The organism is Amycolatopsis sp. WAC 04197 (genome assembly GCF_003947475.1).
Lineage (GTDB): Bacteria > Actinomycetota > Actinomycetes > Mycobacteriales > Pseudonocardiaceae > Amycolatopsis > Amycolatopsis japonica.
On record NZ_QHJK01000001.1, the window covers coordinates 520,719 to 543,748 of the forward strand.

Annotated in this window: 18 protein-coding genes and 1 pseudogene; 9 read left to right on the forward strand and 10 right to left on the reverse strand. The window is 67.5% G+C overall.

The features are described from left to right. Positions 1-78 precede the first annotated feature (78 nt). Together DMC64_RS02570 and DMC64_RS02575 are read right to left on the reverse strand one after the other, a co-directional pair. Positions 79-597: a hypothetical protein gene (locus DMC64_RS02570; RefSeq protein ID WP_125731807.1), complete on the reverse strand. Its 519-nt coding sequence runs from the start codon at positions 595-597 to the stop codon at positions 79-81. Continuing rightward, the gene (locus DMC64_RS02575) at positions 594-794 is read right to left on the reverse strand and encodes a hypothetical protein (protein ID WP_125731809.1); all 201 of its coding nucleotides are present in this window, start codon (positions 792-794) and stop codon (positions 594-596) included. Before DMC64_RS02575 ends, DMC64_RS02570 begins: the two co-directional genes overlap by 4 nt. A 534-nt stretch (positions 795-1,328) precedes the next feature. On the opposite strand from DMC64_RS02575, the gene DMC64_RS02580 reads away from it, so the two are divergent. Next, complete coding sequence (locus tag DMC64_RS02580) at positions 1,329-1,604, forward strand: hypothetical protein (RefSeq protein ID WP_125731811.1); 276 nt, start codon at positions 1,329-1,331, stop codon at positions 1,602-1,604. Between the two features lie 471 nt (positions 1,605-2,075). Here DMC64_RS02580 and DMC64_RS02585 read toward each other — a convergent pair whose 3' ends face one another. Next, positions 2,076-2,687 (reverse strand): NYN domain-containing protein, encoded by a 612-nt coding sequence (locus tag DMC64_RS02585; RefSeq protein ID WP_199754855.1) that lies wholly within the window; start codon positions 2,685-2,687, stop codon positions 2,076-2,078. 322 nt (positions 2,688-3,009) lie between these two features. After that, positions 3,010-3,507 carry a helix-turn-helix domain-containing protein gene (locus tag DMC64_RS02590; RefSeq protein ID WP_125731815.1) on the reverse strand — a complete coding sequence of 166 codons (498 nt, stop codon included), beginning with the start codon at positions 3,505-3,507 and terminating at the stop codon, positions 3,010-3,012. A gap of 832 nt (positions 3,508-4,339) precedes the next feature. Here DMC64_RS02590 and DMC64_RS43145 point away from each other — a divergent pair. Both DMC64_RS43145 and DMC64_RS02600 read left to right on the forward strand, forming a co-directional pair. Further along, positions 4,340-4,516 (forward strand): annotated as a pseudogene (locus DMC64_RS43145) (DUF349 domain-containing protein); the annotation flags it as partial. 614 nt (positions 4,517-5,130) lie between these two features. After that, positions 5,131-5,928, forward strand: a complete 798-nt coding sequence (locus DMC64_RS02600; RefSeq protein WP_233629539.1) for a hypothetical protein — start codon at positions 5,131-5,133, stop codon at positions 5,926-5,928. A 43-nt stretch (positions 5,929-5,971) separates the two neighbouring features. Here DMC64_RS02600 and DMC64_RS02605 read toward each other — a convergent pair whose 3' ends face one another. Next, a complete protein-coding gene (locus DMC64_RS02605) occupies positions 5,972-6,517 on the reverse strand; it encodes a response regulator transcription factor (protein ID WP_199754856.1) in 546 nt (181 codons plus the stop codon). 395 nt (positions 6,518-6,912) lie between these two features. Between DMC64_RS02605 and DMC64_RS02610 the strand changes: the two genes are divergently transcribed. Together DMC64_RS02610 and DMC64_RS43610 are read left to right on the forward strand one after the other, a co-directional pair. Then, positions 6,913-7,950, forward strand: a complete 1,038-nt coding sequence (locus DMC64_RS02610) for a hypothetical protein (protein WP_125731821.1) — start codon at positions 6,913-6,915, stop codon at positions 7,948-7,950. 240 nt (positions 7,951-8,190) lie between these two features. Continuing rightward, positions 8,191-10,929, forward strand: a complete 2,739-nt coding sequence (locus DMC64_RS43610; RefSeq protein ID WP_125731823.1) for a hypothetical protein — start codon at positions 8,191-8,193, stop codon at positions 10,927-10,929. 99 nt (positions 10,930-11,028) lie between these two features. Here the strand turns inward: DMC64_RS43610 and DMC64_RS02620 are convergent, their stop codons facing one another. Then, positions 11,029-11,484: a hypothetical protein gene (locus tag DMC64_RS02620; RefSeq protein ID WP_158634200.1), complete on the reverse strand. Its 456-nt coding sequence runs from the start codon at positions 11,482-11,484 to the stop codon at positions 11,029-11,031. On the opposite strand from DMC64_RS02620, the gene DMC64_RS42630 reads away from it, so the two are divergent. Both DMC64_RS42630 and DMC64_RS43155 read left to right on the forward strand, forming a co-directional pair. Beyond that, positions 11,483-12,613, forward strand: a complete 1,131-nt coding sequence (locus DMC64_RS42630; RefSeq protein ID WP_158634201.1) for a hypothetical protein — start codon at positions 11,483-11,485, stop codon at positions 12,611-12,613. The genes DMC64_RS02620 and DMC64_RS42630 overlap by 2 nt on opposite strands. Positions 12,614-12,684: 71 nt before the next feature. Further along, positions 12,685-13,527 carry a class F sortase gene (locus DMC64_RS43155; protein WP_233629540.1) on the forward strand — a complete coding sequence of 281 codons (843 nt, stop codon included), beginning with the start codon at positions 12,685-12,687 and terminating at the stop codon, positions 13,525-13,527. A gap of 15 nt (positions 13,528-13,542) precedes the next feature. On the opposite strand, the gene DMC64_RS02640 is transcribed toward DMC64_RS43155, so the two are convergent. Next, entirely contained in the window at positions 13,543-14,157 is a 615-nt protein-coding gene (locus tag DMC64_RS02640) for a DUF2625 family protein (RefSeq protein ID WP_233629541.1), read from the reverse strand. Positions 14,158-14,312: 155 nt separating this feature from the next. Between DMC64_RS02640 and DMC64_RS02645 the strand changes: the two genes are divergently transcribed. Together DMC64_RS02645 and DMC64_RS02650 are read left to right on the forward strand one after the other, a co-directional pair. After that, complete coding sequence (locus DMC64_RS02645) at positions 14,313-14,900, forward strand: YiiX/YebB-like N1pC/P60 family cysteine hydrolase (RefSeq protein WP_125731833.1); 588 nt, start codon at positions 14,313-14,315, stop codon at positions 14,898-14,900. Between the two features lie 67 nt (positions 14,901-14,967). Further along, positions 14,968-16,170, forward strand: a complete 1,203-nt coding sequence (locus DMC64_RS02650) for a hypothetical protein (protein WP_125731835.1) — start codon at positions 14,968-14,970, stop codon at positions 16,168-16,170. A 38-nt stretch (positions 16,171-16,208) separates the two neighbouring features. On the opposite strand, the gene DMC64_RS02655 is transcribed toward DMC64_RS02650, so the two are convergent. From DMC64_RS02655 to DMC64_RS02670, 3 genes are all read right to left on the reverse strand, one after another. Then, complete coding sequence (locus tag DMC64_RS02655; protein WP_125731837.1) at positions 16,209-16,937, reverse strand: dienelactone hydrolase family protein; 729 nt, start codon at positions 16,935-16,937, stop codon at positions 16,209-16,211. Between the two features lie 168 nt (positions 16,938-17,105). Next, positions 17,106-18,314: an amidohydrolase family protein gene (locus DMC64_RS02665; protein ID WP_125731840.1), complete on the reverse strand. Its 1,209-nt coding sequence runs from the start codon at positions 18,312-18,314 to the stop codon at positions 17,106-17,108. Positions 18,315-18,374: 60 nt separating this feature from the next. After that, positions 18,375-22,856, reverse strand: coding sequence for a DUF6531 domain-containing protein (locus DMC64_RS02670; protein WP_125731842.1), 4,482 nt, complete (start codon positions 22,854-22,856; stop codon positions 18,375-18,377). Positions 22,857-23,030: the final 174 nt, after the last annotated feature.

A 23,030-nucleotide genomic window follows, 5' to 3' on the forward strand; every position in this document is an offset into this window, starting at 1 on the left:
TTAGTGAGCGCATACTGGGTGCTCTCGTATGGCAGAGCAGTTCACCTGTTGTCAGGCGGGCTCCTCAGCCACACGAGGTCACGGTTCCTTGCGGCTACCTGCACTGATGAACATGGCGCCGACGATCGTCGTTGCGGACCCGACGAGCGCGGGAACGACGAGCCGTGCCATGTCGAGACCGAACTCGGGTGTCACGCCGTGGTTCCAGACGGCCGTTAGGACTGCTCCGAACGCGGCGGCCAGCACGACAAGGACGCCACCGAGCACCAGCTTCTGCATCTTCGAGCGGTGGGCGTGCTCGAGCATGCGCATTTCCTTCTGGTGCTCATGGTCGCGCTTCTGCATCAACTCAGTGTGTTCGCGCTTCTGGGCTTGCTCAAGCTGTTCGAAGGTCGGCCCCTCCGGTATCGCAACCAGCGCGGAATGCCTCGGCTCCGCCGGGTCATAGAACACCTCGGTCACCGGAGCAGTCCCAGGCGCTGTGTCGTCGCGCCACACCGCCTCCTCGTCGGAGGCGCCCTGGCCTGTCGACGAGGACGCCGGTGCTTGCTCGGGCGAGGCGCTCGTGGCCGGCTCTTCCTCCTCTGGAGTGCTCACCTGTCCTCCTCTGGAAGGTTTGTCGCGATGTCAGGGCCCTCGAAGACGAACGTCACCGGGCTTTGCGATACATCGGATGCCTCTTCCACGCCAGTCAGGGTCGGCTCGGGCTGACTGAGGTCCAGCCAGGTGAGAGCGGCCGCGTCTTGCCGGCTTGCTCCCATCGCATCGACGCGGGGCTTCGGGGGTGTGGTCATCGACGGTCCTTCCACTGGGAGGCAGGGGCGTGGTGGCAGGTGTGTGCCGTGGCCGAACACCTGCCACGGACGGAAGTCGTGAGGTGGATCCTCGAAGAGATGCTAGCGCACACCGGGTTCCAGACGTGTCGAGGTGGTGCTTCTTAGGTGGTTCTCATGCGCTTCTAGCGTGTGACAGGTGTGTCATCAACGTGTGCCCCGTATGGTTGAAGCGAGTGATCTGCAACCTAAAGGGGTGGCTCTTTCGTGGGAAAGATGGTTCAGTATGTTGTGCACGCCCGTCAGGTAAAAGTTCGACGGACGGTGAGATGACAGTGCTATGACGTGGAGTTATGGGACGAACAAGATCGTCGCGGCTGCCGCAATCTGCTACGATCGCCCACAGCGAGGAGTGGCGAGTGCCACTGATGAACCACATACTAACCACATCCGCCGTCCACGAACTTAGCCGTGCTTGCGACGGATGCCGAATCGAGGGGGCGATCCGGGCAAGTGAGGGTGCGCCGTGCCGTCACGAAAAGGAGAGGTCAATCGATGCCCACACCCATCCGCACTCCGGGCCAGCGTGCCGAAGGCGAGGCTGGCAAGGCCGACGCGGCCAAGGCTGCGCCGAAGCGCATCAACGTCGCAGTCAATCCCGAGACGATGGCCGCGCTTCAGAAGGTCATGGACCGCGAGAACGTCTCCCTAACCGAAGCTGTTCGGCGCTTGGTCGGTTACGGGGAAGTCCTGTATCGCGCTGTTCGCGAGGACGACGAGGAGCTCCTGCTGAAGAGGGGGACAACTACCCGGCAGGTGATCATCCTATGAGAAGTGCGCAGACTCGCGGACGCCCCGCGGTTCGCTTGGTGATCCCGCAGTGGATTACGCGGTCGAGCCTCGCTGGCTTGCAGGCTGCGGCCTGAGCCATCACATCGGCGCCGCGATGGAACACCTGGGGGTGTCGTCGCGCAATGAGGGGCATGGGCCTTCTTCGCCCTGCGAACCTCGTGTTGGTTCTTTTCTGTATTGAATTATCAAACGGCGCGCTCGTCAATTCGCGTGTCCTGGAGATTCTACATGTGGGCCTCGTCGTGCGAATCGGCCCTAAATGATGGACAAGAACTGTAAGTTGTGTCCAATATTTGTCATGCTTTGGCGTACTCCTTGGCGATTGGTCAATTGGTGCCGAAGCGTCCCGGTGGGCAGGTGCAAGCCTCGGCTTCGACCCCGGCTTGCACCTGCTCGCGTGGTCGGCAACCGATGTCGACCTGTTGCATCCCAGGCTGATCTGCTCGGCTGTCATCGCTCGACCCATCGCTCCGGGCGTCTCAGGATGAGCCCGTCCCCGGCGACTACTTCTAGTGGCAGCTGGGCCTGACGAATCTTAGCCACGCCGATGGGAAAAGCCGCCGTCACCGCCAGCTTGAGATCATGGGACCATCGTGCCGGCGGAAATGCGACGACTACCCGCTTATCCGGGCACACCCGTTTGAGTGCGCGGACCGCCGGACAGAGATCACTGTCGCCAGAAATGATCAATGCGACGTCGAAGTCGTCCTTGATGCCGTGCTCAAGGAGGGCGATGGCGATACTGACATCGGTCTCCTTTTCCTCGTAGACCGTCCAGGTCGAGCCGCACCGCTTACAGCCGCGGACCTTCTCTTGAAACCTACCGTCGACGATCTTGACCTTCGGGCAGTGGGCCTCGAGCGCGTCCAGATAGATGGATTGCCGCTGCAGGCTGCCGGTGTCGTTGCGAACCCGGGCTGTGAAGTACATGACGCCGGTCAGCGTCTGCCAGTGTTCCTTGAGCAGGCTTGTCGCCAGAGCTTCAAGGTCCAGCCAGTGGTACCGACGCCCATGCTTGTCTTTCAGGCCGTGATAGAGGTTGAACCCGTCGACGAAGACCATGACTCGTTGCACGGGACACACCTCCTCTCGCGCCTGGTCATTGCCAGTCCGCGTGTGTACAGTTGTAGACACACCACGCCAAGGCGAGCAGCCTTGGCCTTACGGCCCTCGCAGAGGGCCGTTTCTTTTTGCCGCCAGCCACGACAGCGGCTTCACTGGCGTGTCATGCTTCACGGCTACTACATGTTGCGATGAGACTGCTTGCCTGCCACCTCAGCTGGGGTATGTAGACGGGGTTGGATGGCGGTTATACCGCCATCCTTGAGTGTGCCTCGCCGCCTGCGTGAGAAGGACGCGACACGCCGGAGCGAATCGTGAAGAGCTACGAAGGTGGCCCTGGCGGTAGATGGAACTGCTCGACTGCGGCCCGGTACTTGCCGGCGGCCTTTCGCATCGCGTCGAACGCTCGCTGGCGGTGCTCGTCCGCGGCGAGTAGCTCCGCCATCGCGCGGTCGTACTCCTCGTGAATCTCCATCAGCCGGAGATTGGCGTAGAGCAGGTTGACCGAGTCTGGCGACGATGACGGCTGGCCGCTCTCAATCGCGCGGACCCTGGCGACGAGGTTGTCGACCAGGTCCACGACCTCGTCAGCGGAGGGACGCTCCGGGGTCGAGAGGCGACCGTGTTCCGATACATATGCCTCGACGGAACTCGCCAATACCTGGTGGATGTCGCTGCGAGCCCCTCGGGACACGCGTACTCCTCGCAGCCGCCCGTCGCGCAGCCAGTTACGGACGGTCTGAGGGCTGCATCCGAGTGCTGCGGCTGCCTGCCTAACAGACAGCCGTTTCTCGGCTGGGTCGGAGTCGTCTCCAGACACGCTTCACAGTGTGCGCCACCTGACGCACACTTTGGCAAGTTGTGCCACTTCTGGGCTCGGCTAACCGAACAGTTGTGCAAAACTGTGCGAAACTGTTCGCAGCCTGCTGAGGAGGTTCCTATGCCGTTCGAGCGTGAACCAGCGCGACGTACGCGGCGTTCTGAGCAGCGGCAACGTACAGCGCTTGTCGCCTTGAGGTTGCTGCCGGAGGAGCGGACAATCCTCGAAGCCGCGGCCCGGGAACGCGGAGTGAGCTTGTCCGAACTTCTGCGGGTAAGCGCTATGCAGGCTGTCGTAAGCGGCGCCCACGTGAGCCCCGCCTAGTTTCCGGCTATGTAAGCTAAAGCTTTCGCCCACGCTGCATAGCGGAGCTTCGATGCGTGAAGTGCTGTCACTTATCGGGAAGAACCTGAAAGTCATACCTCGACTTCAGAACGATCAGCGCTTCACGTAGTCGAGCGTGTCGACAACGCGCGCCGGAGACTTTCGTTGCTGCTGGGGCTATCCCCACACACAGGGCGGACAGCCTCACCACGTCAACGGGCGAGAAGCTGACCGGGCTATCCCTGCATATGCGGGGATAGCCCGGTTCCGATCGTGCTGAGCGCGAGCAGTGCCCCTTCTGCCTCGCGTACGCGGGGATGGGCCCAACGTCGGGGCGAAGACCTCAAGCCTGGGCTATCTGCCCCGCGTACGCAGGGATGCTCCTCCACCGTCGTTGGCCTGACCGCCGAGCACAATCCGCCCCGCGTAGGCGGGGATGGCCCCGCCATCGGGATCCAGGCCGCGACCCAGGGCCAGTCCGCCCTGCGGGTGTGGAGTTGTCCGGCTCGTCAAGTCGGCCGAGGACAGCAAGTGGCGGCGGACCGACCCAGAGGTGCAGTTTCGTGAGCGTGTCAGCAGTTCGAGTCGCAGGCGGCGAAGGCCCGTGCGGTGGGCGAAGAAGGCGGACGAGCAGGCTGCGCAGTGGCGTGAGGGGCTCAGGCCATCGCGGACGAGTGAGCGCGACGACCATATTGAGGGGTATGTCGATGCCAGCGCGGCCAGGCCGACGAGACGCTCGGCCCAAAGACTGCTTTTCCCGAGCGTATCGGAGCGGGCTCGAACCCGACCGCTCTCTTCCGAGGCCGGAATCGCCAAGCCGTCGCAGGGGCCACGTCGTCTCCGATTGGGCTCCGTTGCCGACGTAGAGCCCGACACGGGTCGGCACAGGACAGCACTCGTCTCCGCCGAAACTGGCGTTGACCTGCACAAACTGTGCACAATCTGACACTGTGCGGCACTTGCCGACATAGCCAAATTGTGGACTTTTAATCCGTAGGTTCTGGGTTCGAGCCCCAGGCGGCCCACCACCTCGACATCCCCGCTGATCAGCGGGGATGTTCTTGTCTGTGGATCTTGTGGTCGTCGGCGTGTTGAAGCGCTTGCGCGGACGTCGGCTGTTGCCAGTGCTGCTCGTGTTCGATCGAGGCAGCGAGCCTCCGGGATGAAGCTCCACCTCGAGCGCTGACCGGCAAGCGGCAGTTTTGGCGAGAAGGGGTCACAACAGCACCGCATTCTGTGACACTTTCACGGGCTGTGTCCCGTTGTGTCAGTGCGAGAAGGGAATCTGCTGTGTCCGGAATGCTCAACAGACGCAAGGCGCTCGCTCTCGGTGGAGGTGCCGCGCTCGGCGCCATGGTCGCCGGTGCCGGTACGGCTTCCGCCGCGACGGGATGGATCCGGCTGCCGATCGTCACCGCCAACATCGGCCGCGACAACCTCGGGGCGCGCGAGGCCGCGATCGACGCCGTCCGCAACTGTGACTCCCTGGTGCGGCCCTTGGTCGGCTGGCAGGAGATCAACGAGGGCGACACCGGTGAGCCCGCGATGATCGACCACTACTTCGGGCCCCTGTACAACAACGCGTTCCTCCGGCACAACACGTCGTTCCGGATCCCGATCTCGATCCCGCAGCCGTGGGAGGTGGCGAGCTCGAAGACCACGTATGTGCACGGCGGTATCACCGGGGTGACCCCACCGCGCTGGATCAACGAGGTCGTGGTGCGTCACCAGAGCCACCCGACGCTCCAGTTCGCGCTGATCAACTCGCACTACATCGCGAACGCGTACAACGGCGACCAGCGCGCCGACCTGCGCGACGAGTGGAACGAGCACAAGAGGATCCACGCCAGTCGCGTGCTCGCGCACCACAACGTCGGACGCCTGGTCTTCTGGACCGCGGACACCAACAATCCGAACTACTACAAGGCCACCGGCCTGGACGCGGAGCGTCGGTGCTTCGGCACCGGGATCGACCGCATCAACTGGCTGGCGGGCAACGGCGTCGTCCAGGAGCAGTTCATCGACACCAAGACGGTGGACATGCGTGTGGACGGGCATGACGCCCGCGTCGCCGTCTTCCAGGTCCGCCTGGCCTGACGGTACGCACGGGCCGGGCGCTGCCCCGCCCGGTCCGTGCGGGTCAGGAAAGGAAGCCGGCGCGGAAGCCGATGGCGACCGCTTCGGCGCGATCGTGGACGCCCAGCTTGCGGAAGATCCGTTTGCAATGGGTTTTGACGCTGTCTTCGGAGAGCTCCAGATCGGCGCCGATCTGGACGTTCCGTTTCCCTTGCGCCATACCCCAGAGGATCTGGAGTTCGCGTTCGGACAGACGGAGGAGCTCGGCGTCGGGCGGTGCGGTGGCCGGCTCGGGGTACAGGCCGTCGTACTTCTGGAGGAATCCGCCGATGCCGGGCACCAGCGCACCGGCGGTCGTGCCGAACGATCCGAACATGATCACCGCGGCGTCGGGGGCGACCGAAAGCAACGCCGCCGCGGCGGCGGGACCGGTCGGCTCGTCCGGCCGGACCGCGACGAGCACCACGTCGGCTGGCGCGCGCATGTAGCCGCGGACGAGTTCCTCGGCGGTGGCGGCGCATTCGACGCGCCCGATTCCCGGCGCGCCCCGCAGGGACCGTGCGATCCCGTGGCGGGTACTCGGCCGGTCGGCGTAGACCACTATCGCCACCGCGACCGTCCTTTCCGGGGATCGATCGCGATCGCGTTCGTTTCGGGGATCGAACACGGCCTCCATGTCCCTGGAACGCCGGTGCGCACATTCTCTTACGCGGGATGATCAAAAATTTCCGGCACCCGATGCCGAGTTATCGAACTGTGACCGTCGATCCTGGGCCGGGATTTCGACAAGCAGTTGACCGCCACCATTTCAATTCACCCGATCGTGGACATAAGGCCGAATTTTCCGCGTTACCGCTCCGACGGAGAGTGGTTCATTCGAGGTGGTGGAGACTGTAAGGAGTGGCGGCCGCGGGTCCCGTAAGTGGCAGTTCCCTATTGCCTGACGGGTCCTTACTGTCTGCTGTTGGGGCAAACCTTCGAGTAAGCCGGAAATGGTGGAGTGCGATGGTGCGGCTGCGAACGACCGACGGTGGAATGGGCACTGCGCCCGTTTCACGCGGTCGTCGCGTGCCCGCCTCGTGGCGGGCGAGATGCTTCGCCGTGGTCTGCCGCGCGGTTCTGCTCGGCGCGTTCATCCTCGCCGGATTCGCCGTGATGAACGCCTTCGAAACCGCTGTCGCCGCGGATACCGGATGCGATCCAGGTGACCCCGCCACGGCGCCGCCGGGCTGCGAACTCGCGACCGTCGACGTCCAGGAGACGGAGCCCGCCGCGCGGATCGCGACCTCGCCGATCACGACGAAGGCGATCTCCCTCGTGAACACGACCGCCGAGCGGACCACGGCCCTGGTCGGCTCGGCCGCGCCGGTGCTGGCTCCGGCGATCGAGCAGGTCACCGCCATGACGACCGCGCTCACCCAGACCGTCGACACCGCGGTGAGCGAGACCGTCACCACGGTGAACCGCACGCTCGACAACCCGATCACGACCAAGCTCACCGGCACGGTGTCCGCGCTCGCGCCGGTCGTTTCCAGCACCGGCTTGCAGCCCCGGATCAGCGTGCCGGGCATCGTCACGATCACGGCGACGGAGGGCTCCCAGCCGGAGTCGCCCCGCCTGCGGCCCGTCCCGGAAACGCACCGTGAGCCGGTCTCGGCGGCTCCGCAGCCCTCGACGGCGGTGGACCTGCCGGTGGTCTCCGCTCCGGCGGCTCCGCTCGACGGCGACTGCGCGTTCTGCGTGAACGGGCCGCACGAGCCGTCCTCGTTCCAGTGGCCGACCGCGACGGCGGCGCCTGCCGACCTCGGCTCGCAGCGCCCGGTCGACCGCCTTCCCCTTGGTTTCCCGGCGGCGCCCATCGGCGCCGTCGGGCCCGGCGCCGGCACTTCGTCGGCGGGCTCGAGCGGTGGCCACGCGCAAGGCGCGATCGTGCTGCCTGGCAGGTCCGCCCACGACCAGCGGATCGCCTGCTGGAGTGTCGGCCCGGACCACATCGCTCCGCTGCGCAAGCGCGCGCAGCAACCTCCAGTGTCGCCTGACTGACGTGTCGGCCACCGAAGTGAATTCCTGATCGGTAGCGACAGCAGGACCGCCGAGGTGCAACTCGACGGCAGGCTCGCGAACTCATGGGCTGAAATCGCCAGTCTGTGGCTCCCGCTGCCACTACCTCCATCAAACGGTTTGGTGTCCAGGGCTGTCGGTGAACAAACCCCTTTTCTCAGCAGACACGTCAACCGCCATGCCGACTTTATCGGCAGGCGCTCATGAACTGGAGCGTTGAAAATGAAAATCACACGTCGGACTCGGCGCCATCGCGCCGATGTCCCCGGCGGACGGGCCTCCATCGGCCTTTCCCCGGCCAATCCGTTCTCCCGTCGATCGAACCGCGTACTGCGCGGGGCCGCGATATCGCTCACCGCGACGTTCGCGATTGTCGGCCTGGTCACGAACACCGCCGCTGCTTCCTTGCCGGGCCTCGATGGCCTCGGCCTTTCCGGAACGGACACCACCTCACTGCTCACGAGCTCTCAGCCCGGCTCGTCGGTGAGTGCTTCCGGAACGAGCGGCACCTCCAGCCCGGTCCCCACGGGGGACCTCCCGACAGCGCAGATCCCGACCGTCGGCAAGTTCCTCAGCGGCGACGTGCTCAGCGGCGGCGTCTTCACCGGCGGCCTGTTCGGTGGCGAGACGAAGCAGACGTCCGTCGACCCGAACCAGCCCGGCGGCCACTCGACCGGGGACACCACCCATGAGGGCGGCGGCGACGCGTGCGACTTCTTCCTGCAGCACATGTGGAAGAACGAGGACGGGATCCCGCTGCTGGGCAGCAACTCGCACGCCCTGACCTACCACACCGACCCGGCGTACAAGAACCTGATCCTGTCCATGGCCAGCGGAGCGATCGGCAACTCGCAGATGCCGGTCATCGACGCCTACGGCGGGCCGCTGGGCTGGATCCCGATCTTCAACCCCTCGCATGTGCGGGGCCACGGCACCGACTACCTCACGATGGCGACGGGATGCGGCGGCATGGGCCTGCCCATCGACACCAAGACCATGGCCGTCGACATGTCCCGGCTGCCGACGCCGGAGAAGGTGGTCAACTTCGTCCAGAAGGGGATGCCGAGCATTCCCGACCCGGCGAGGGTCCTGGCACCGGACTACCTCTACAACACCCTCCAGGTCGCCGAGATCATGAACCGGCTCGGCCCGGACACCGTGTTCACCCCGGACGAGTACTTGTCCTTCGCGGGCAACAACTTCGACGCCATGCGCCTGCTGTGGCAGACCGCGTTGGAAAAGGTGAGCAGCGGCGACCCGGCCGCGGTCTTGGACGTCCTGAAGGTCACCGACAACATCAAGACGTTCGAGTCGCTCGGCATGCCGGGCCTGCCCGGCTCGGGTGGTGACACGGCGACCGGGAGCTTGCCGCTCGTCGGTCCCGCCTTGGGCGGCGTTCTCGGCGGTTCGCCGACCAAACCGGGCACCCCGGGATCGTCTCCGCTGCGACCGGGCGTCCCGGCCATCGGCGGCACGCCGATCTCGGGCGAGGGCCCGACCATCCCGGCAGGCTCGCCGGTCTCGGGTTCGGTCACCTTCACGAACACCGGCACCGAGACGCTCACCAACCTGAGCGGTTCGTTCCCCGGCGGCACCGTCACCCCGTCCGCGACCTCGGTCGCGCCGGGCGGCACCGTCACCTACACGTTCACGGCCCCGGCGAAGTCGGGTTCGCAGAGCGCGAAGCTGACGATCACCGGTACCAAGCCGAACGGTTCGACCGTCAGCTCGGAGATGACGATCCGGTACGTGGGCAAGCCCGCACCTGGCACTCCTGCTCCGGGTACGCCCGCTCCGGGTCTTCCGGGGCTGCCTCTTCCGGGGCTGCCGAGCCTGCCCCTGCCGGGTACTCCCAGCGGGCCCGGAACGCCGACCCAGCCCGGTGTTCCCGGACTGCCCGGTCTGCCGGCCCTCGGTGGGATCTTGGGCCCGGTGACCGGCCTGCTGGGCAACCCGCAGCCGCAACCGACCCCGGTCCCGCTGCCGACTCCGCAGCCGACCCCGACCCCGGTCCCGGTTCCGACGCCGCAGCCGACCCCGGTTCCGGTTCCGACGCCGCAGCCGACTCCGCACCCGGTTCCGGTCCCGCAGCCGACCCCGGTCCCGCAGCCGACTCCGCAGCCGACCCCGGTTCCGGTTCCGCAGCCGGTTCCGCAGCCGCAGCCGAAGCCGTCGGCGAGCATCTCCATCGGTACCCCGCTGGTGAACGGGAAGGCCGCGGGAAGCGCCCCCGGTCCGAACGTTCCGTCGGGTAGCCCGGTCACGATCACGATCCCGGTGACCAACAACGGCACCGTCCCGGTGTCCGGGCTCGGTGGCACCACCTCGCTCGGCAAGCTGAACTGCGGCTCGGCCCAGCTGGCGCCGGGCAGCACGGCCCGCTGCACGGTGACCACGACCGCGCGGCCGGGCGCGAACACCGCGCAGTTCAACTTCACCGTGTCGGGTCCGAACGGCACCCAGCAGAGCAAGAGCTGCCGGATCTTCTACACCGGTACGCAAGCGGGTGCGGGCAAGCTGTCGATCACCGGCAAGCCTTCGGTGAACGGCGCCGTGGTCGGCTCGAACTCGACCGTCACCGTGCCCGCCGGCAGCACGTCCACCATCAAGGTGCAGATGACCAACACCGGCACCGCGCCGATCGCCAACCTGCGGGGCACTTCGCAGAACGGCCGGGTCACCTGCAACGACGCGACGCTCGCCCCGGGTGCCAGCACCCAGTGCACGATCACGTTCACCGCGAGTCCCGGTGGCAAAGCGGTGAAGGCGTCCTTCACCGGTAAGGACGCCTCCGGCAACACCGCGACCGTCGGTTTCTCGCAGAGCTACACCACCACCGGTGTGTGCACCTGCGACCCGGCCTCGTCGACCGGCTCGACCACGTCGACCGGGCACACCACGTCGACCGGGTCGGCGGTCACCTCGCCGCTGTCCATGATCACCGGCGCGGGCACGCACTGACAGACATCGGCTGACGACAGCCGGACACCGCCGAGACAACTGATCAGCTCAGCAGAGCGTGGAAAGGTTTCTCATGCGTACCTGGGTAAAACGGTCCATTCAGGCCGGGTTGCTCGCGGGTGGCTTGATGCTCCTCGGCGTGGGTGTGGCCCACGCCGAGGAGGACACCGGGCCTTCGCGAACAAGTGACCAGGCGACCGACACGACCGCGGGCACCAGCCCGCTGAACACCGTGACGTCGCTGGTGTCGGGACTCGTGCAGCCGCGGCAGGCGGCGACCACGACCTCGGCATCCGCGTCGACAGCCACCACAACGACAACAACCAGCACCGGCTCGGCTACGTCGCCGGGCACCGCGTCGGCGACCCGGCCGGTGACCGCGGCAACCTCGGCGATCACCGGGGAACCCGCGGGAAGCGGAGCCACCAGCGTCGCCGGGACAGTACCGACGGCGGCGACAACCGCCGGCACCACCACCACGGGTGACGACACGGCCAGTGCCGCCACGACCACGTCGACTCCGGCGGACACCGGATGCTCGTGCCACCTGACCATGGGCACGCCCACGGTCAACGGCACCGACGCCGGATCGCCGGGTAACGCGGTACCGGTCACCGCCGATCAGCCGGCGACGGTGACAGTGCCGGTGACGAACACCGGCACCGGCACCGTCAGCAACGTCAGCGGCGCCACCCCCAGCGGCGCGTTGACCTGTTACGACAGCACGCTGACCGCCAGTGAAAGCACCGTGTGCACCGGGCCGTTCACGCCGTCCGCGGACACCACCGCGGCACCGGTCACGGTCACCGGCACCACGGCGAACGGTGAGCAGGCCGGTGCCACCGGCACCGCTTACCTCGCGCCGGCCGTCAGCCCGGCACCCGCACCGGGTACCGGCGGCGACACCGGGTGTTCGTGCGACCTGACCATGGGCACGCCCACGGTCAACGGCACGGACGCCGGATCGCCGGGTAACGCGGTACCGGTCACCGCCGGGCAGCCGGCGACGGTGAGCGTGCCGGTGACGAACACCGGCACCGGCACGGTCAGTAACGTCGGGAGCACCACTCCCAATGGTGCCCTGACCTGCGATGACAGCACTCTGGTCGCCAAGGAAAGCACTGTGTGCACGGGAACGTTCACGCCGACCGCGGACACCACCGCGGCACCGGTCACGGTCACCGGCACCACGGCGAACGGTGAGCAGGCCGGTGCCACCGGCACCGCTTACCTCGCCCCCGCCGCGCCCGCACCGGCACCCGTTCCGGCGCCAGTGCCCGTTCCGGCACCGGCTCCGATGCCGGTACCGGGCACCGGCGACCCGCACGGTGACCCCGGGACCCACCCGGGTTCGCCGTCCACCGGCGGCACCGGCGGCACGGTCGGTCACCAGACCGGTGGCTCCGGGCACGGCACCGTGGGTGCCGGTCAGGGAGTGGTCATGGTGGGGAGCGGTCTCGTTTCCCACGCGGCCGGAGCGCACAGCGGTTCGGTGGAAGCGTCGCTCCACGGCGCCTCCGGCGAGCACGTCGACGCCGGATACCCGGTGCCCGCCGGTGCCGTCGAGGCCGGTGGCGGCGGGACCGCTGACGATCAGTGGCCCGTCGGCGGCGGGCTGGCGTTCCTGGTGATCGCCCTGCTCATGGTGACGGCGGTATCCGCGCGCCGTCGTCACCTCCGATAGGGGGAACGGTGTGGTGTGGCCTTGCCCCGGCCACACCACACCACCCCTCCCGGTTCGACGACTGGAGAGGCATGGCTGTCGAGACCATCCGGACCCGGTTGCTCCTGCTCGCCCTGGTCGGCCTGGCGTGGATGCTGGCGGCCGTCACGTTCTTGCCGGGCGACACCGGCTTCGCGGTGGTGAGCGCGTCGCTCGTGATCATCGTCGGCGTCGGCTGGGAGACACTCCAGGAGGCCGGCCGGCAGCTGCGCCGAGGCAAGGACCGGACGGGTCCCGGGTTCGGTGCGATCACCTCGGCCTTGGCCGCCGCGGCGGCATTGGGGCTGGTGATCAGCCTGACCACGGCCCCGATGCCGGCTCCGCCCGCGCCTGGCATCGCAGCCCCACGACCGTCCCCACCGCCGGTGATGCCGGCCAGGACGGTCGTCGATCCAGCGGTCCGGGTGAACCCGGTCGCGGTGCACATCCCCAAACTCGGCGCCGACTCGTCCCTGATCGAGCTCGGCCTCGACGCGAACCGGCGTATGCGGACCCCGCCGGTGTCCACGCCGATGCAGGCGGGTTGGTACGAGCCGGGACCGGCGCCCGGCCAGACCGGGCCCGCGGTGATCGTCGGTCACGTCGACGGCGCGTCCCAGCCCGGCATCTTCTACCGGCTGCACGAACTCGCGCCGGGAGACCGCGTCACCGTCGAACGCGCGGACGGTTCCGTCGTCACCTTCGTGGTGCGCCGGACCATCCACGCCCCCAAAGATCGCTTTCCCACCAAGGAGGTCTACGGCCGCACCGCCGGCCCGGAACTACGGCTGATCACCTGCGGCGGTTCCTTCGACCGAGCCGCGCGCTCGTATCGCGACAACGTCATCGTTTTCGCTCGGCTCGAAGGAGACGACGGCCACGACCGGCATGGGTGAAGCCGGTCGAGGAGCTCACTGGCCGTTCAGCTGCCGTGCGGCGTCTTGATGGAACGACACCAGTTCCGCCAGCGGGACGACCTTCCGCGACACGGTCGAAAGGTCTTTGCCTTCCTTGCTCCACGGTGGCGGGAAGGTGTGAATGCCCTTGTCGTCCGGAACGGCGCCGACCTCGTCCCGCCAGCCGGGCCAACGCAGGGTCTCGTAGAACTCGTCGAGCGATCCGCTGAGCATGGCGTTCAGCCAGCCCGCGTAACCCAGCTCGAGGTCTTCCCAAGCGAGGGCGTCGGGGCCGAAGTAATGAACGGTCGGCTGTCCCGCCGGTTTGACCGACCAGGCGTACACGCCACCCAGCACGTCGTAGGCGATCGGCAAGGTGCCTGAGGCGGGTTCCGCGTCGTCGAGGATGCCGGGCAACGCTCCCGTGCCGCCGCCGAGGACGCGCAACCACCCGTGGTCCACCAGCAGCCCGCCGGTGTGGCCGACGACCGCGCCCAACCACGAACCGGTCGTGATGCCGAGTTCGCGCAGACAGCGGGCGGCGCGTTCACTGTCCGGGACGAGCACGGTCACCGGGTAGGGAGCCGCCTCGACGGCGGCGGATACCTCGTCCCACGCGGATGTCGTCACACCGCAGAGCGTGGCAGACGTCGGTCCCATGACCGAAAATCCCCTCGTAATGGGGTTGATCGACCCACACCGCGCGACGGGCGGTTCCGATAATTTCAACCTCGGATCCGGGCGCCAGGGGAAGTGTCACTCAGCGAAAAGAACGGGGTTCGACCATGTCCAGAATCGGACGTATCGCCGCGTCTTCGGCGGTTTCCGCCGTTGTCGCAGGAATGGCGATGACCGGCCTGTTCGCCGCGCCCGCCCAGGCGGCGGAGACCGGCGTCGCGGCCTCCTCGGACAAGAACTGCGACCGGAAGGTGTCGGTCGGAAACGCGCGGTACAAGGGCGACATCTTCCACTCCGCCGCCTCGACCGCTTGGGTCAAGCACAACCACGTCGGCATCTACTACACGACGAAGACGATCGTGGAGGCGCCGGGCGGCGACCACAAGAGCTGGTCTCGCACGGCGTCCACGCACCGGGTGTGCGGCCCCGCCTACAAGATGTACGTCAAGGCCGCGCAGAGCAGCCGCAACAATGCGGCCAACTACGCCTACAACAGCCTGCGTGGCAAGCCGTACGACCTGAGTTTCTTCAACAACAAGTCCAACGGCGACGCGAATCTGAACTGTTCCGAGCTGGTGTGGAAGGCATACAAGCGGGCCGCGAACATCGAGCTCGACAGCAACGGCGGCCCGGGCGTGTACCCCGACGACATCAAGAACGACGGCAGCACCGTGGTCTACCAGACCGTCCGGTGACGAAAGCCAAGGCGGTGCGGTCTGCGAGGGCGGCCGCACCGCTTTGCCGTCGAAAGGATTCGCCCTGATGCGACCGGTTCGCTCCATCGCGCTCGCCGTCGGTGTCCTGGTGACGATGGCATCCTGTTCTTCTACGGAACCCGCCGAGATGACGCTCGACGAGGCTACCGTCGCGTTCTACCTCAGCGCGGAGACCTTCGAGTCGAATGGCGCGGCGGAGAAGCTCCCGGGCTACTTGGTCTTGGCCAAGGCGGACGGCGGCAGTCGGATGATCGAGACCAAGGGCATGAACGAGGCGCATATCGCCTGGGCGGAGAACGAGCTGTTCTTCAGCGACGAGGAGCGCGACTACCTACTCGGCAAGAACGGCCTGGTCAGTTTCGAGAACAGGAAATCCGGGCTGCAGCAGTCGGCGTTCGCCTTGCCCGACGGCAAGGGTTTCGTCGCGATCTACAACGACGGCATGTCCGGAGACGGCTACAGCAATCAGGTGGCCGTCACGACCTCCACCGGTTCCCGGCTGTACCAGGTGGAGGGGAATTACTACATGAACGCGTCGTGCGGTGGTGCCCTGTATGGGATCGCGACTCAGTCGGGTCGTCACTTCCCGGCGTCGGCACAGGTACCCGGGATGCGCTCGAAGGCCGATCCCGCCGCGGAGCCGGAGTTGCTTTCGAGGCTGTATCCGCCCGCGGAGGGCCGCGAAAAGACCATCGCCTGGCGGGCGGCGTTCGACGCGGCGGATCACAACCGTCACGTTCCCTGCCACGACGGCGTCATCACCTTCCTGTCCGACTACGCCGACGGTGACGGCACACCCCACCTGACCGTCGTGCGGTGGGACACGCGCACCGGCGAATACCGCGAACAGCCGCTCGTCGACGCGCAAGGTCGCCCGATTGGTGAAGAGCTCGTCAAACCCGAGGAATTCTCCGCGAAGTCGTACGACGCCCGCGCGATACGGGGCGGTCGCTTGGAATGGCTCTCCGCCGACGGCCGGATCATGAGTACCGAAATCGCGTCGGGCGTGACGAAGCCGCGGTTCGACACCGGGTTCGTGACGGGTGACGGCTCGGCGGGCCAAGTGGCCTTCACCGACCGGTCGATCCATGTCATCCACGAGGTGTTCGACGGCAAGACCCCGGTGAAGATCAAGCGCTTCGACCGGATCAGCGGCGATCTCGTCGCCGAGACGACCGTGCCGGGGACGACGGACCGGCTCGGTCTCAAGTACAACCTGCGTGGCATGGCCGTTCCCCCTTCGGCCTGAAGCCGGGGCCGCGGCCGGTACCGCCGCGGCCCCGGACGTCACTTCAGGTGCCGGGCGAGGAACCGGCCCGCGGCTTCCCCGGCGAACGACGGGACGCCCGTGTGCCCGCCCATGTTGGCGTTCAACGTCTTCTCCTTGGAGCCGAAGGCGTCGAACAGATCCAGCGCCTGCTGCCGGTCGTTCCCTTCGTCGTCCCACTGGAGCAGGACGTGCAGCGGGATGGTGACCTGCCGCGCTTCTTCGAGGATGCTGCGCGGTACGTAGCTTCCGGCGAACAGGACGGCGGCTTCGACGCGGGGTTCGACCGACGCCAGCCGTGTGCCGATGGCGATCACCCCGCCCGAGAACCCGACCGGGCCGCCGATTTCAGGCAATGCGAGGAGCGCGTCGAGGGTGGTTCGCCATTCGGGGACGGCCGTTTCCACCAGTGGGAGGACGAGCCGGTCGACGATGTCGTCGGTGACCGGCTCGCCGGCCTTCAGCGCGCGCTGAAGATCGGCGCGGGCCTCGTCGACGACGGGGAAACGCGGCCGGTCACCGGCTCCGGGGAGCTCGATGGTGGCCGTGGCGTAGCCCTCCGCCGCGCAAGCGAGGGCGCGGGCCACGAGCCGCGGGTGCATCCTGCCCAGTCCGCCGGGGTGACCCATCAGGACCAGCGGGACCGGCGCCGCGGACTCCGGCGTCCACAGGATGCCGGGGATCTCGCCGAGGGTGAATCCGCGCTCGAGGACACCGTCTTCGAGGCGTTTTTCGGAAGTGAAGTGCATGGTCGTGCCTTTCGGGAGTGCTCGTGAAACGGCGCTCCCGGACGACCTATCGCCCGACCGTGACCCCTGAGGGGAGCACCCATGTCGAAATGTCCACGGGTACCACCTCCTCGTTCGCTCGCACGGCCTCCGGCAAGGTAGCAGCGGCCGTGATCAGGTGCCAGCGGTTTAACCCACCACCGCAAGGCCGTCCGCCACGACGACGCCGTCGTGCAGCACCGTGCGGTCCTTGCCCCGGTCCATCACCGCGCTCGTCGGGGTCTCGCCGTCCACCAGCACGAGGTCGGCGCGGTCGCCGACGGCCACCCCCGGCCGGTCGGCGATGCCCGCCAGCCGCGGGACGTCGTGGCTCATGATCGACGCGCCGCCCATCGTGGCGACGGCCAGCGCCATCTCGATCAGGTCGTCGCGGCGGAAGCCGTTCGTGAAGGCGAGTTGCCAGGTGCGGTCGAGCAGGTCGCAGTTGCCGTACGGGCTCCAGTAGTCCCGCTGGCCGTCTTCGCCGAGGCCGACGCGCACGCCCGCGGTCGTGAGGTCCGCGAGCGAGAGCTGGCCGTCGGTCGACGGCGCGACGGTCGCCATCGCGATGTCCAGTTCCGCGAACGTGTCGATCAGCCGGCGGCTCACCGATTCCGAGATCGAGCCCAGTTCGTACGCGTGCGACATGGTGACCTTGCCGCGCATGTCCAGCGCGCGGACCCGTTCGATCACCAGATCGGTGGAGAACACGCCCAGATGGCCGGGTTCGTGCAGGTGGATGTCGACCTCGACGCCGTACTTCTCGGCGAGCCCGAACACGACGTCGAGATGTCCCTTGGGGTCTTTGTCCAGCGAGCACGGGTCGATCCCGCCGACGACCGTGGCGCCCGAGCGCAGCGAGGCCTCCAGCACGTCCACGGTGCCGGGTTCGCGCAGGATCCCGGCCTGCGGGAACGCCATGATCTCGACGTCGGCGTGCTTGGCGAAGCGCTCCTTCGCGGCGAGGACGGCGTCGAGCTTCTCGAGGCGGCAATCGACGTCCACCTGCGCGTAGGTGCGCACGCGGGTGGTGCCGTTGGCGATCATCCGCTCCAGTGTTCCGGCGACGCGCTCGGGCAGCGGGACCTCGGCGTCCCGCCAGTTCTCGCGGTCGTTCAGCATCATCGCCCATACGCCGGGCGCGCCGGTGTGCGGCCGGAACGGCAGGCCGATCCGCGTCGAGTCCAGGTGGACGTGCACGTCGCTGAACGAGGGGAACAGCAGCCGCCCGCGTCCGTCGACGGTGTCCGGCGCCGTCGCGGCGGCGGGCTCGTGCGGCCGCACCGCGGTGATCCGGCCACCGGCCACTTCGACGTCGCTGCGCTGTCCACCCCAGGGGCGGACGTCACGGATCAACAAGGGAGCACCTTTCTCGACAAGCTCCCTTTGGTATACCAAATCGTTCGGCCAGGGGCAACGTCACTTGGTGTGCCGGTACGGGCGCGTGTGCCCGGTTTCCGCGTTGTGCTTGGTGATTTCGTCGATCCCCATCTTTTCGAGCCGCGGGTACTCGGTCACGTCGAACACGTTGTCCTCGCGGCGATGCGGGTAGATGTCGTGCCCCTTGCCCGGCCAGTAGGGGAAGACCACGTGTGTGTCCTTGTTGGAGTTCTTGGCGAAGGTTTCGGAGACGTAGTCCCACTTCTCCTGGACGAGCGGCCTCCTCGGGTCCTTCGGATCGTTGATCCATCCGGGCATCTTGATGTTGTTGTCCTTGAGGGTGCCCTCGAGGGTGTTGCCGCCGTTCTGCTTCGCGATCTTGGTGGCCTTCTCCTCGATCGAGCCGAGGTACTCGTCCTCTTCGCCGCGTTTGCGCTTCTTGGTACCGCCGGACCAGAAGAAGTGCTTGTCCGCCTTCAGGATCTCGTCGAGTTTCGGCTTGAACTTCTCGAATTCCTCCTTCGACATCTTGTCGACGTCGATGGGAGGTTTCCGCGGGCTCCTTCGCAACGGCTGGGGTTGCCCGCTGGGGCCGACGGGCTGGGGCCGCGGCTGGTTGCCAGGACCGCTCCGCCCGCAGGGTGGGACGAGGCCGAGCGGGTCGCCGATGAGCAGCGGCTGATCGACGTAGCCGACGGGGTTCGGCGCGGCCGCGAGGCCGAGCGGGTCCTGGCTGAGGTAGCGCGAGGTCCTCGGGTCGTAGTACCGGAAAACGTTGTAGTGCAGCCCGGTTTCCTCGTCGCGCTGCTGGCCGGGGAAGGCCAGCGGCATCGACGCGGTGTCCGCGCCGGGCAGCGGCACACCCCAGAAACTGCTGCGGTCCTGCCAGACCAGCGTGCCGCGTTCGTCGAGCATCTCGGTCGGCGTGCCCGCCGGCGACGTGATCACGGCGCGGAACGTCACGTCTTCCGCGGCACCGGTGCGCTCGATCTGCGCGACCGGGCGGTCGTCGTCGTAGCGTTCCCAGGTGAAGAGCCGGTAGGACTCGTCGGCGGGGTCGTAGTCCATCCGCTCGACCACGTTCATCCCGCTCCACAGGAAGCGGACGTCGTGCGTGAGTTCGGCCCCGCCGTCCTGATCGATCAGCCACCGGCGTTTGGCGAACCGCCGCCCGAGCGGGTCGTAGTGGTACGTCCAGAACGCGCCGTCGGGAGTGCGCACCGAACGCAGCCGGTCGAGGTGATCCCACTCGTAGGCGCAGGATCGGTCGGCGGTGACGCGGCCCCGCTCGTCGGAGTCGTAGACGCCCTCGTCGTGGGTGAGGTTTCCCGCCGCGTCGTGGGTGAATCGCTCGACCCCGGCTGGTCCGCGTGCCTCGCTGACCCGGCCCGCGGCGTCGAAGGCGAGTCGCCACGGCCGGATCGCGTCGTCGACGGCGGCGAGCCTGCCGTCCGGGCGGTAGCCGTACACACGCTTCCCGACCCCCGCGATCTCCTCTTCGGCGAGCCGGTCTTCCGCGTCGAAGCGCCGCTGGAGCACCACGGTGCCGTCGATGCTGCGCGTGATCTCGCGTTCGGCGTCGTCGTAGCCGAATTCGATCTCGTGCCCGGCGATCTTCAGCGACCGCGGCAGTCCCGATTCGGTGAACCGCCACTCACTGTCCACACCGGACGATGTCCGGCGCAGGAGCACGTCGCCCTCGCGGCGCCAGCACACCCCGAGCCCGTTGATCGTGTCGACGACGACCTGATCCCCGTCGTCGTGCGTCATCTCGACCCGCGACTCGATGTTCTCGGCGACGATCAACCTGCCGAGCGCGTCGTATTCGTAGCGCGTGACGTCGTCGGGCGTGCGCCGTGCCACGACGTTGCCCTGGAGGTCGTAGAAGTACTCGGTCACGTCGCCCGTGCTGCTGGTCATGCGAAGCAGCTGTCCGGCGGCGTCGTAGGTGTAGCCGATCCGGCGGCCGTCGTAGTCGGTCTCCTCGACGAGCCGTCCCGCGGCGTCGCGGACGTAACGCCAGGTGAGGCCGTTCGGATTCGTCACCGAGGTGAGCCGCAGTTCGCCGTCGTAGGTGAACAGCGTGCGCGCGCCCGCCGCGTCGGTCTCCTCCAGGACGAGGCCGAACGGGCCGTACTTGCGGCGCCGCGCGGCACCGGTCGCGTCGCGGTGCTCGACGACGTGTCCTTCCGCGTCGTGCACCCACGTCTCGCGGCCACCGTCCGGGCCGAGCCGCCACGCGCGGCGGCCGTCGGCCGTCCAGCCGAGCTTCGCCGCGCCACCGGACGCCGTGTACGCGAGCCGCGGGCGGCCGAACAGGTCGCGGTCGCCGGGGCGATCCGTCACAGGAGCGTCGGTGAGCGGGTCGGGCGCGTCCGGGATCTCCATCGGCAGCCCGGTACCGATGAGGGTGGTGGCCGGATCGAAGGCGGGGACCGTCCGCCGGACGCCTCCCGCCGACAGCCGGACCTCGCCCTCGGCGTGGGCCAGCGACACCGTTTCCCCGCCGGGACGGTGGACGGCCACCAGCTCGCCGTGTTCGTCGTATTCGTAGCCGGTCTCGCGACCGAGTTCGTCCACTGTGGACAGAAGCTCGTCGCGCCGGTTCCAGTTGTAGCGCTGGGAATTGCCCAGTGGGTCGATGCGTTCGATCAGCTGTTTGGCGTCGTTGAGGCGGTACGTCCACGTGTGGCCGACGGCGTCGGTGTGCCGGGTCGTGCCGGGCTCGTAGGCGAACGTCGCGTTGTAGTAACCACTCGCGCCCACGGCGCGGACGCAGCGCCCGGCGTCGTCGTAGACGTAGCGGTACCAGGTGCCTGTGCGGTCCTTCCAGCCGACGAGCCGGTGCCCGAAGTCGTAATCGAGGGTCATCGGGCGGCCGGCGTAGTCCGTGACGGTGCTGAGCTGGCCGTGCCGGTTGTAGGCGAAGCGCACGAGCGGCGGCTGCCCCGGAGCGCCGAGCGCGACGATCCGCCCGTTCGCCGTGCCGATCGCGATTTCGACACCGTCGTCGCGGCGGAGTCCGATGGGAGAGCCGTCGGCCGCGTACGCGAATTCCGTGCGCCCGCCGTTCTGCTCGATGGCCACGAGCGGCAGGATCCGGCCCGCACCGGCGAAACGCAGTTCGCGATCGCCCATCGACAGCCGGTACCCGTCCGCCGCGCGGCGCAGCCGGTGCCGCGGCCCCTGCACCGGAAGCACGGGCGTGGCCGTCGGAACGGGATAGGTGAGCACCATGCCGTCTTCGGCGTAGAACAGGACCCGATCGCCCGTGACCGCCAACCGTTGGTCCATTGTGGACGTCCAAGAAGGACCGAACCAGCGACCAGCGGTGTAGGAAGACAGATGCGTGCGCGAGAGTTCCAGCTCCGCCGTGTCGCCGGGCAGCGTCACGTCAACCTGCTTCATGACGACCTCGCCGGTCGCGACGTCGACGGGGTCACCGCAGTAGTTCTTGGAATCCGAAGACGTCGAACGATCCCCGTTGCCGTCCTTCTTGGTGGTGTCGGTGTTGCCGCCCCGGTCCCGGTCGCCTCCGCCACCGGCGCCGCTGCTGTTCGTCTGGTCGTTGTCGGACTTGGTGTTGGTGCCCTTGTCGTTGGAGTTGCCGCCACCGTTGTTGTTGCCACCGTTGTTGTTGCTACCGTCGGGTTTGCCGTCGGCGCTGGAGCTGGTGGTGCCCTCGTCGGGATCCTTGTCCTTCTTGGTGTCGAGCCCGCGATCGTTGCCGCCCTTGGTCTTGGGCGGCGGCGGGGCGTCGACCTTCCCGCCCTTCAGTTTGCGCAGGGCCTTGGCGGCGTCGTCGAAAAGCGAGTCGGCCCGCTTGAGCAGCGGCATCAAACCCTTGAGCGCCTTGACGAGTTTGGTGGTGATGTCGGCGATCTTCGCGGCGGTCTTGGCGACCGCGGTCACCACCTGCGGCACCACCCAGGTCAGCCCGATGCCGAGGGTGAACAGCACCTGCAGCGCCCAGCTGATGAGGTGGCCGACGAGTTCGGCGATGATGTCGCGGACGAGGGTGCGGACGGCGGCGACGACCTCGCCCGCGGTCTTGACCCCGCTGGAGGCTCCTTCGCAGCCCTTCTGCGCGGCGGTGAGCACGTTGACGGTGTCCGCCGAGCGCTCGCGATAGCGGTCCGCCGCGTCGCCCGCCCAGGTCTGCAGGTCGGCCTTGACCAGGTCGGTCAGCTCCGTGCCGACGGCGCCGAGTTCCTTGGCGATGTTGGCCCAGGTTTCGGCCTGCGCCTTGATCTGGTCGGCGTCGCCGGTCAGGGCGTCGAGCGCGTCGGAGAGCGGGCCGACGTGTTCGAGCAGCCAGCCGACGCCCGCGGCGAGGATCGAACCGAACGGATCCATGGCCATCGACAGCGCGTCGAGAGCCGTCCCGACGGCACCCATCGCGACGGCGGCCCAGTCGCCCTTCTCGATGCCTTCTTTGAGGTCGTTCGCCGATTCCAGCAGCGGCACGCCGGAATGCCCCTTGGTGGAGTCCTCACGTTCAGCGACCAGCGGATTCGCCATGGTGTGCCGTCTTCCTGCCTTCGGGATCTCGCCGACTGGGCCAGGCGTTTCTACCATCGCCGCGCCCCGGCTTCCTGTGCGGGAAAGGATCTTTGTCCGCTCGCCGGAAGGACGACCCGTACGGGCAGGGTCTTGCAATTTCTGCCATGCGGAAGTTAACCTCCGCAGATTGAA

Excerpts from the sequence above, each read along its gene's own strand:
- DMC64_RS02610 (WP_125731821.1), top strand. The coding sequence starts at position 6,913 with ATGGTGCGGCTGCGAACGACCGACGGTGGAATGGGCACTGCGCCCGTT.
- DMC64_RS43155 (WP_233629540.1), top strand. The coding sequence starts at position 12,685 with ATGGCTGTCGAGACCATCCGGACCCGGTTGCTCCTGCTCGCCCTGGTC.
- DMC64_RS02600 (WP_233629539.1), top strand. The coding sequence starts at position 5,131 with ATGCTCAACAGACGCAAGGCGCTCGCTCTCGGTGGAGGTGCCGCGCTC.
- DMC64_RS02650 (WP_125731835.1), top strand. The coding sequence starts at position 14,968 with ATGCGACCGGTTCGCTCCATCGCGCTCGCCGTCGGTGTCCTGGTGACG.
- DMC64_RS43610 (WP_125731823.1), top strand. The coding sequence starts at position 8,191 with ATGAAAATCACACGTCGGACTCGGCGCCATCGCGCCGATGTCCCCGGC.
- DMC64_RS02585 (WP_199754855.1), bottom strand. The coding sequence starts at position 2,687 with ATGGTCTTCGTCGACGGGTTCAACCTCTATCACGGCCTGAAAGACAAG.
- DMC64_RS02655 (WP_125731837.1), bottom strand. The coding sequence starts at position 16,937 with ATGCACTTCACTTCCGAAAAACGCCTCGAAGACGGTGTCCTCGAGCGC.
- DMC64_RS42630 (WP_158634201.1), top strand. The coding sequence starts at position 11,483 with ATGGGCACGCCCACGGTCAACGGCACCGACGCCGGATCGCCGGGTAAC.
- DMC64_RS02580 (WP_125731811.1), top strand. The coding sequence starts at position 1,329 with ATGCCCACACCCATCCGCACTCCGGGCCAGCGTGCCGAAGGCGAGGCT.
- DMC64_RS02620 (WP_158634200.1), bottom strand. The coding sequence starts at position 11,484 with ATGGTCAGGTGGCACGAGCATCCGGTGTCCGCCGGAGTCGACGTGGTC.
- DMC64_RS02575 (WP_125731809.1), bottom strand. The coding sequence starts at position 794 with ATGACCACACCCCCGAAGCCCCGCGTCGATGCGATGGGAGCAAGCCGG.
- DMC64_RS02670 (WP_125731842.1), bottom strand. The coding sequence starts at position 22,856 with ATGGCGAATCCGCTGGTCGCTGAACGTGAGGACTCCACCAAGGGGCAT.
- DMC64_RS02645 (WP_125731833.1), top strand. The coding sequence starts at position 14,313 with ATGTCCAGAATCGGACGTATCGCCGCGTCTTCGGCGGTTTCCGCCGTT.